The 9,412-nt window shown below is 66.1% G+C and carries 9 protein-coding genes; 8 read left to right on the forward strand and 1 reads right to left on the reverse strand.

Annotated features, from left to right (window positions below; genetic code table 11):
• Positions 1 to 174 precede the first annotated feature (174 nt).
• The 6 genes from VIR09_RS16455 (at position 175) to VIR09_RS16480 (ending at position 7,525) form a co-directional block, all read left to right on the forward strand.
• On the forward strand, positions 175 to 633 hold the full coding sequence (locus tag VIR09_RS16455) for a DUF411 domain-containing protein (RefSeq protein ID WP_013391247.1): 459 nt from the start codon (positions 175 to 177) through the stop codon (positions 631 to 633).
• A gap of 172 nt (positions 634 to 805) precedes the next feature.
• Positions 806 to 2,005 (forward strand): phosphoglycerate dehydrogenase, encoded by a 1,200-nt coding sequence (gene serA / locus VIR09_RS16460; protein WP_332013841.1) that lies wholly within the window; start codon positions 806 to 808, stop codon positions 2,003 to 2,005.
• Positions 2,006 to 2,180: 175 nt separating this feature from the next.
• Positions 2,181 to 2,726 carry a sigma-70 family RNA polymerase sigma factor gene (locus VIR09_RS16465; RefSeq protein WP_332013842.1) on the forward strand — a complete coding sequence of 182 codons (546 nt, stop codon included), beginning with the start codon at positions 2,181 to 2,183 and terminating at the stop codon, positions 2,724 to 2,726.
• A gap of 2 nt (positions 2,727 to 2,728) precedes the next feature.
• A complete protein-coding gene (locus tag VIR09_RS16470; protein ID WP_332013843.1) occupies positions 2,729 to 3,742 on the forward strand; it encodes a FecR domain-containing protein in 1,014 nt (337 codons plus the stop codon).
• 190 nt (positions 3,743 to 3,932) lie between these two features.
• Entirely contained in the window at positions 3,933 to 6,383 is a 2,451-nt protein-coding gene (locus tag VIR09_RS16475; RefSeq protein ID WP_332013844.1) for a TonB-dependent receptor, read from the forward strand.
• The gene (locus VIR09_RS16480; protein ID WP_332013845.1) at positions 6,383 to 7,525 is read left to right on the forward strand and encodes a PepSY-associated TM helix domain-containing protein; all 1,143 of its coding nucleotides are present in this window, start codon (positions 6,383 to 6,385) and stop codon (positions 7,523 to 7,525) included. The genes VIR09_RS16475 and VIR09_RS16480 overlap by 1 nt, the downstream gene beginning before the upstream one ends.
• Here VIR09_RS16480 and VIR09_RS16485 read toward each other — a convergent pair.
• The gene (locus VIR09_RS16485) at positions 7,522 to 8,412 is read right to left on the reverse strand and encodes a LysR substrate-binding domain-containing protein (protein ID WP_332013847.1); all 891 of its coding nucleotides are present in this window, start codon (positions 8,410 to 8,412) and stop codon (positions 7,522 to 7,524) included. The two genes, VIR09_RS16480 and VIR09_RS16485, sit on opposite strands and share 4 nt — an antisense overlap.
• 151 nt (positions 8,413 to 8,563) lie before the next feature.
• On the opposite strand from VIR09_RS16485, the gene VIR09_RS16490 reads away from it, so the two are divergent.
• The gene (locus tag VIR09_RS16490) at positions 8,564 to 8,995 is read left to right on the forward strand and encodes a VOC family protein (RefSeq protein ID WP_207468932.1); all 432 of its coding nucleotides are present in this window, start codon (positions 8,564 to 8,566) and stop codon (positions 8,993 to 8,995) included.
• Positions 8,996 to 9,019: 24 nt separating this feature from the next.
• Positions 9,020 to 9,412: carboxyltransferase domain-containing protein (locus VIR09_RS16495; protein ID WP_332013846.1), on the forward strand; the 393-nt coding region annotated here is incomplete at its 3' end.

Here is a 9,412-nt window from a genome sequence, read left to right on the forward strand (position 1 = left end):
GAGGTCGATGCGGCCTCGGGCGCGCACGGCACCGTGGTCGGCATCACGCTGCGCGCGCCGGACGGCCATGCATCGGCGGCCAACATTACAAAGACGTAATGTGCAGGACAGAATGGGGTCATTCCCGTTCTTCTACAGTACGCTTGCACTCACATCGTCCCGCAACGGAGCATCATGAACCTTTCCCGTCTTACGCGCCGCCTGGCCCTTGCCGCTGCCCTTTGCGCGCCCGCTTTCGCCACCGCCCAGACGCCCGTCAAGGTAGAGGTCTGGAAGACCCCGACCTGCGGCTGCTGTGAAGACTGGGTCAAGCACATGCGCGACAGCGGTTTCGCCGTGACCACCCATGACGTCCAGGACACCGGCCCCATCCGCCGCAACGCCGGCATGGCCAATTACGGCTCCTGCCACACCGCGGCCGTCGAAGGCTACGCGATCGAAGGCCACGTGCCGGCCAGCGACGTGCGCCGCCTGCTGCTGGAAAAGCCCGACGCCGCCGGCCTGGCCGCGCCCGGCATGCCGCTGGGCTCGCCCGGCATGGACGGCCCTGAATACGGCGGCCGCAAGACGCCGCACGACGTGGTCCTGGTCGACAAGCAAGGCGGCGCCAAGGTGTTCCAGGCCTACCGTTAACCCGCGAACCCTCCACGTCCTGTTCGGGCATCGCTCCTTTTGCGGGCGATGCCCGAGTCGTTTGCGCACCTGAAACAATTCATCCACACCGCCTCAATGGCTACTCCTTGCACTGCAGCAAAAATGGGCCACAATCAATAAAACGGATTCCTCACCCACCCCTCAGGCTGTCATGGCACAAATCGTCCTGTTCGAGAACATCCACCCGAGCGCCCGCGCCGTCTTCGAAGCCGCCGGCTACTCCAACATCGTCACGCATGCCGCGTCCTTGCCGGCGTCGCAACTGAGCGACGCCCTGCGTGGCGCCCAGGTGGCGGGGATCCGTTCTCGCACCCATCTGGATGCCGCCCTGCTTTCCGGCAACCCCGACCTGCGCGTCGTGGGCTGCTTCTGCATCGGCACCAACCAGGTCGACCTGGACGCGGCCATGCAGCGCGGCATTCCGGTGTTCAACGCACCGTTCTCGAATACCCGCTCGGTTGCCGAACTGGTGCTGGGCGAAGCCATCCTGCTGCTGCGCCGCATTCCCGAAAAGAACGCCCGCGTGCACCTGGGCCACTGGGACAAGAGCGCTTCAGGCGCCTTCGAGACCCGCGGCAAGACGCTGGGCATCGTGGGCTACGGCAACATCGGCTCGCAGATCAGCACGCTGGCCGAAAGCCTGGGCATGCGCGTCGTCTATCACGACGTCGAAGCCAAGCTGCCGCTGGGCAATGCCCGGCCCGCCGCCACCTTGAATGACCTGCTGGAGCAGGCCGACGTGGTGACCCTGCACGTGCCGGGCGGCAAGACCACCGAAAAGATCATGAACGCGGAAACCATCGGCCGCATGCGCCGTGGCGCCATCCTGATCAACGCCTCGCGCGGCACGGTGGTGGATATCGACGCGCTGCACGCGGCGCTTACCTCCGGCCATCTGGCCGGCGCGGCGCTGGACGTGTTCCCGACCGAACCCAAGGGCGCGGACGAACCGCTGGCCAGCCCGCTGATCGGCCTGCCCAACGTGATCCTGACCCCGCACATCGGCGGCAGCACGCAGGAATCGCAAGAGAACATCGGCCGCGAAGTGGCCGAGAAGCTGGTGCGCTTCCTGCAGGCCGGCACCACCAAGGGCGCGGTCAACTTCCCCGAACTGCCCTATCTGGAACCGGCCGGCGGCACTCGCATCCTGCACGTGCACCGCAACGCTCCGGGCGCGCTGGGGACGCTGGACAACCTGATGGCGCAGCACGGCCTGAACATCGTCAGCCAGACCCTGCAGACCCGCGGCCAGATCGGCTACGTGATCACCGACGTGGAAGGCGAAGTCAACGACATCGTCATGACCACCTTGCGCGACCATCCGATCACGGTCCGCTGCGACCGGCTGTAAGGTTTGCCGAGATGGCAAGGGGCCCGCGCAAGCGGGCCCTTTTTGCTGCCGTGGCCCAACACCAGCCCAGAGTCCAACGTATCGGCATTGCGCGATGCGTCGGACTTCAGTTATAAACGATAACCATTCCCACTCTTGCCAAATAGGGCGCACCTGTCGCGCCTGGGTCCGCCCGATGTCCGCCGCCGATCTCCCCGTGCAGCAAGACCTGCACGCTCTATACAGCGATCATCACGGCTGGTTGCTGGGATGGCTGCGCCGCAGGTTGGGCAATGCCGCTGACGCCGCCGATCTGGCACACGACGCCTTCCTGCGCCTGATCGTCAGGCCGGCGCCCGATGGTTTTGCCAGTGCGGGCGCCGCTCGAGCCTATCTGCGCGCCATGGCGCAAGGCTTATGCACCGATCTCTGGCGGCGGCGGGAAGTGGAGCACGCCTGGCTGGAAAGCCTTGCTGCCCAGCCCGTGGCCTATGCGCCGTCTCCGGAACACCAGTCGCTGGTCATCGAAACCCTGATGGAAGTCGGCGAATGGCTGGGACGCCTGCCGGAAAAGGCGCGCACAGCCTTCATCCAGGCCCAGATACATGGGCTTTCCACCCGCGAGATCGCAGACCATATGGGCGTGTCCATGCGCATGGTGCAGAAGTACCTGGCCCAGGCCATGCTGCATCTGGCGCTGATCGACGCCGGGCTGGCCTTGTCCAGTATCCACCGGCCCTGACCATGCCTGCGCCGCCCCGACCGGTCCTTGCGGACGGCCCCCTCCCCGTACAAGCGGATTATGAAAGCCTGAAAGCGGCGGCCGAGTGGTATGCGGTCTTGCAGGATGCCGAAGCCGGCTCCCGGCAGCACGCCGCCTGGCAATGCTGGCTGGATGCGCGGCCGGAGCACCACCGCGCCTGGGCGCATGTCATGGCGGTCAGCCGGCGCTTTGCGCTGCTGCGCAACGACGGTGAGCGCGAAGCCGCGGAAAAAGCGGTACAGGTCGCCTCCCGTCGCCCCCCGTCGCGCCGCCGGGCCGTCGGCCATATCCTGGCGCTGGGCGGCGTGGGAATCCTGGCTTGGCTCGCATGGCGGCGCACGCCTTTGCCCGCCGTCGTGACCGCCTGGCGCTCCGACTATGCCACCGGCATCGGCGAGCAACGCAGCATTGTCCTGGCAGACGACACCCGCGTCTGGCTCAATACCCGCAGCGCCATCAACGTCGATTTCAACCAGGATCACCGTCTGCTGACGCTGGCCGACGGCGAAATTCTTGTCGAAACTGGCCAGGACACGTGGCGACGGCCTTTCTTCGTCGATACCCGCTTTGGCCGCGTGCAGCCCTTGGGCACCCGTTACACGGTGCGGCAGACGGACGAAGATGTCCTGCTGGCGGTCTATGACGGGGAGGTAAGCATCCAGAATCTTGCCGGCCGCAATGCGCTCGTCAGGGCCGGGGAGCAAAGGCGCTACACCGCGGACGATATTTCCGCGGCGGCCCCGGCCGATCCCGCGCGCGAAGCCTGGTCGCGGGGCGTGATCCTGGCGGAGAACCTGTCCCTCGCCGATCTCATCGCGGAACTGGGCCGCTATCACGTCGGGCATGTCGGCGTCGATCCCCGTATCGCCGGCCTGCGCGTCGTCGGCCGCTATCCGGCCAATGACTTGGATTTCACGCTGGCCATGCTCGCGCGGGACCTGCCGATACGTATCCAGCGCACACTGCCCTGGTGGGTAACGCTAGCCCCCCGGTGAGCGCGCCTCCGAAAAAAATTCACAGCGCGGTTCGCTTTTCTCCCGTTCGTTCGATCAACAGGGAAAGAGGACCCCGCCGACCTTTGCCACACCCCTGCGGCAATACCGGTCAGTGACGGCCGGCCGATGCCCCATGCCCGTAAGCGGTGGACCTCTCCTTGCCCAACTCCATTCCAAGGAAAGCCGTTCCATGCGCCGCCTGTCGCCACCCACCCATCCCGTGTCGTCCATTTCCCGGTTGCCACGCCCTGCCGCCGTGGCGCGCAAAGCTTTGCTGGGCGCGATCCTGATGACAGGCGCCGGCGTCGGCACGGCCCATGCTCAAGCCGCCGGACCCGCAGCCACAAGCACCTCGGTCCGCGCCTACGATGTCCCCGCCGGCCCGCTGGCCGGCGCGCTGAGCCGCTATGCCGATCAGGCCAATGTTCTTCTCAGCGTGCCCGCAGCCATGACGGCAGGCAAGACCAGCCCCGGGGTACGCGGCACCCATACGGTCGATGGCGGATTCCGGCAGCTGCTCAACGGCACCGGCCTGGAAGCCTTGCGCCAAGCCGACGGCGGCTACTCGCTGCGGCCCGCGCCCGTATCCGCCGAAACCACCCTGCCCGCCGTGTTGGTCACCGCCTCCGCCACTGCGGCGTACAACGAACCCTACCCGGGCGGCGAGGTCGCGCGCGGCGCCAGGATCGGCCTGCTCGGCGACAGGGATTTCCTCGATACGCCCTTCAGCGTGACCTCGTACACGTCCAAGCTGATCGAAGACCAGCAGGCGCAGAACATCGGCGACATACTGCTCAACGACCCCTCGGTGCGCAATACCTACTCGCGCGGCGCCGGCCGGGACGAATTCAATGTCCGCGGCTTCACGCTGTTCAATTACGACGTCGCCTATAACGGCCTGTATGGCATTTCCCCCCGCAACTCCACCTCGTTGATAGGAATCGAGCGCGTCGAGGTGCTGCGCGGTCCGAACGCGCTGCTCAACGGCATGGCGCCGTACGGCTCGGTGGGCGGCTCGATCAACCTGGTGCCCAAGCGCGCCGGCGCCGAGCCTTTGAATCGCGTGACGCTGTCTTATCTCGAGGACAGCCAGTTCGGCCTGCAGGCGGATATTGCCCGCCGTTTCGGCGAAGACCAGCGCACCGGCGTGCGCCTGAACGTGCTGCGCAGCGGCGGCGACATGAACATCTCCGGCGCCGGCGAGGACATGGGCGCGATCTCTCTCGGCCTGGACTACCGCGGCAACCGCTTCCGCATCGAAGGCGACATCAACTACCAGAACCGCGTGACCGACGCGCGTAGCGGCCTGCTATTCCCGCCCCCCTCGGGCGAGGACATCGGCCATGCACCGGACCCGAAGCGCAATTTCTTCCCCGAATGGACCTACTGGAAAGCCAAGGAGTGGACCGGCGACGTGCGCGCCGAGTACGACCTGTCCGACGACTGGACTGTGTACGGTGCACTGGGCGCGCGCAAGCACGATTTCGAAAGCCTGCAGACCACCTGGCTGATGCTCGACTCGGCCGGCATGATCGGCTCCGTACCCGCCCGCCTGAACGAAAGGCTGTTGAGCAAGACCGGCGAGGTCGGCATCCGCGGCCGCTTCAATACCGGCCCGATCAAGCACGAACCGGTGCTGTCGGCCAGCTTCCTCGATATCGATTACTCGTCGGCGCGGGTGCGTTCCACCACCACGGTTTTCTCCGACCTGTACGACCCGGCCGATCTGGCCAAGCCGAACATCCCCAAGCCCAACGATCTGGGCAAGACCAGCGAGACACGGTTATACAGCGTTGCGCTGGCCGACACGCTTTCGGCGATGGACGGCGCGGTGCAGCTGACCGGCGGCCTGCGCCAGCAGCGCGTGCAATCGGTGAACTACAACCCCGCGACCGGCGAGCGCATGTCGGACTACGGCAAATCCGCACTCACTCCGGCGTTCGCGCTGACGGTGAGGCCGACCACGCAACTGGCGCTGTACGGCAACTACATCGAAGGCTTGAGCCAGGGCGGCACCGCGCCGGCCGAGGCCGTGAACGCAGGCGAAACCTTCAAGCCCGGCGTCTCGAAGCAGTATGAAGTCGGCGTCAAGTACGACTTCGGCACCGTCGCAACCACCTTGAGCGCGTTCCAGATCGAGCAGCCCAGCGCTTACCTGGACCCGGTTACCTTGCGCTACCAGGCATCCGGCAGGCAGCGCAACCGCGGCATGGAATTCCTGGTCCAGGGCGAGCCGGCGCGCCACGTCCGGCTCTTGGGCGGCGTGGCCTACACCGCTGGCGTCCTGACCAAGACGGAAGGCGGCGTCAACGACGGCAACGTCGCGCCTGCCGTGCCGCGCTGGCAGTTCAACGCCTCGGCGGAATGGGATACGCCTTTCGCGCAAGGCCTGACCCTGATGGCGCGCGTGCTGCGCACCAGCACGCAGTATGTCGATGCGGCGAACACGCAGCAGCTGCCCGCCTGGACCCGTTTCGACGTAGGCGCGCGCTACGCGATGAATATCAACCGTACGCCGGTCACCTTGCGGGCGACGGTGGAGAACGTGTTCAACAAGCACTACTGGCTGTCGGCCGCGCGTGAAGGCCTGACGGTGGCCGCGCCACGCACGCTTCTGCTGTCCGTCACCGCGGAGTTCTGATGCGGTTGCTTGCGGGGAGCTCATCGTCCGCGCGGGCGGTGCGCAGCAAGACTTGGTATCTGGTCCACAAATGGACCAGCCTGGTCTGTACTCTCTTCATGCTGGTGGTCTGCGTCTCCGGCCTGCCCTTGATCTTCCACGACGAAATCGTGGACTGGCTCGACGCTCCACCGTCCCGGCCCAGCGTCGCGCCGGACCCGTCCGCACCCACCCTCGACGGCCTGATCGCCCAGGCTCTCCAGCGTCATCCGGCGCATCGCGTCGTCGAGGTCGAAGTGGCCACCCATTCCCCCAGCGTCATCCTGGCGCTGGCCCCCGACGACGAGGCTCCGTCCGGGACATCCTCGATCCGGCTGCAATACGACGCTCGCAGCGGCTTGCTGCAACAGTCCGTGGACAGCGCCGACGAAGGCCTGGGCACGCGCGCCATTACCATCATGACGCGCTTGCACATCGATCTCTACGCCCGCCTGCCCGGCCAGCTATTTTTGGGATTCATGGCCCTGCTTTTCTCGGTGGCGGTGATTTCCGGCGTCGTCCTCTATCACCCCTACATGAAGAAAACCCCGTTCGGCACCGTCCGCGCCACACGCGCCAAGCGCCTGAAGTGGCTGGACCTGCACAACCTCCTGGGGATCGTCACGTTGGTCTGGGCGCTGATGATGGGCGTCACTGGCGCCATCCATGAACTGGCGGTGCCGCTCTTCCGCTACTGGCTGTCCCACGACGTCCAGGCCGCCGTGGCGACGGCCGACGGCCATCCGCCCGCCGGCCCGGCGCAATTGGCCTCGACGCAACAGGCCTACGCCACCGCGCAGGCTGCCGTCCCCGGCCGCGTGGTGGAGTCCCTGCGCTTCCCGGACGCCGGCCTGGGCCTGCCCCACCACTACCTGCTGTGGGCCAAGGGTGAAACGCCGCTGGCCGCCCACCTCTTCGACGGCGTCCTGGTGGACGCGCGCACCGGCCGCTTGACGGCGGTGCTAGAGATGCCCTGGTACCTGCGCGTACTGCAGTTCTCGCGGCCGCTGCACTATGGCGATACCGCCGGCCTGCCGCTGAAGCTGATCTGGGCCGCCTTGGACCTGATCACGATCGTGGTCCTGGGCAGCGGCCTCTACCTGTGGCGCAAGCGCAAGAACTAGCGAAGCAGACGATGCGCGCCATCGGCAGCTGACGCCGCACGGACCAGGCATTCCGCCATCTTGCCCCTCACGCTTGCCGCATCGAACGGCAGCCGCCCGATGATCCCGATCTCTCGGTAAAAGGTCGCCTCGTCCAGCGACACCAGGCGCAAGCTGTCCAGATCCAGCCCCAGCAAGCGCGGCAGCAGCGCCACCCCCAGGCCGTGCCGCACCATATTGGCGATGGCCTCGATCTCGTCGAGTTCCACCGCCTCGTGCACCCTGATGCGTTGCTTTTTCAGGAACAGATCCACCCCCCGTCCGCCGAACGAGGCCCGGTCGTAGCGGATGAACGGCTGCGTGGCCAGCAGCTCGCGCCAAGGCGCCGGCGGCATCGATTCTGGCGTCGCCAGCACCATTTCCTCGCGCAGCAGCGGCTGCCAGCCCAATTCCGGCGGCAAGGCGAACGGCGGCCGGATCAGCAGCGCCATATCCACCTCACCCGCGTCCACCTGCCCCAATAGCGACAGCGACACGCCAGGCACGATCCGCACGCGCACGTCGGGATAGCCCGCCCGGAACTCTCCCAGCGCCTGCACCAACAGATCCTGCTGCACCGAGGCAATCGCGCCGATGCGCAGCGATCCGCTTACATGTCCCGCGCTGGCCGTGGCCGCCATGCGCTCAGCCATCGCCACCAGTTCCTCGGCCTGCGGCAGCATCTCGCGCCCATGGATGTTCAGCACGGCCGCGCGGGCGCTGCGGTCGAACAGCGCCACGCCCAGGTATTCCTCCAGGCGCTTGATCTGGGCGCTGACCGCCGACTGGGTCAGCCCCAATTGAGCGCCGGCGCCCGTGAAGGTGCCGTCCCGCGCCACCGCCAGAAAGGTCTTGAACTCTTTGATCACGATCAATAATTTCGATGCTAAGACACGAAAAATATCGTTTTTCAATCAAAAAAACAATACTTAAACTAAGTGCTGATGCTAGGCCTGCGCAGTCTTGCGACGGCCCGCAATCTGATCGATCATTTTTCCTTTGCCTGACCCGGAGCCTTCCATGACCGCTCAAACCAACCTGCCGCCGTTCCACCTCGCCTTCCCGGTCCGTGACCTGGCCGAAGCCCGCGCCTTCTACGGCGAAAAACTGGGCTGTCCGGAGGGCCGCAGCTCGCCCGAATGGATCGACTTCAACTTCTACGGCCACCAGATCGTCGCCCACCTGGCGCCCGGCGAATGCGGCCACAAGGCCACCAGCGCCGTGGATTCGCACAATGTGCCGGTGCGCCATTTCGGCGCGGTGCTTTCCATGGAACAATGGGAAGCGATGGCGAAGCGGCTGACCGACGCGGGCACCGAATTCGTCATCGAGCCCTACATCCGCTTCAAGGGTGAAGTGGGCGAACAAGCCACCATGTTCTTCCTGGATCCGTCGGGCAACGCGCTGGAATTCAAGGCGTTCAAGAACATGGATTCGCTGTTCGCCAAGTAATCCGTCTCTACAGGTTTCGTGTCGTTGAACGCAAATTCAGAACCTCCTTCTCCGGCCGAAACCTCCTGGCGCATCCTGCCGCAGGGTGACCGCTGCCTGATCGTTTCCTTTGGCGACCAGATCGACGCAGCCGTGGGCAGAACCTGTCTGGCCGCGGCCGGCAAGCTGCGCGATGCGCGGCTTGCCGGCGTGACCGACGTGGTGCCTTCGTTCGTCGCGGTGGCGGTGCACTATCGTCCCGGCGCCAGCGGCGGCCCCACTTACGCGCAACTGGCCGAACGCATCCGACAACTGCTGTCCGAAGGCATCGCCGCCGACGCCCTGGGCGGACGCGAGATCGACATCCCGGTCTGCTACGGCGGCGAACATGGCCCCGATCTGGCCGAAGTGGCCGAGGCAGCCGGCCTCACGCCCGAA

This window comes from Achromobacter sp., from assembly GCF_036567245.1.
In the GTDB taxonomy this organism is placed as follows: Bacteria; Pseudomonadota; Gammaproteobacteria; order Burkholderiales; family Burkholderiaceae_B; genus Achromobacter.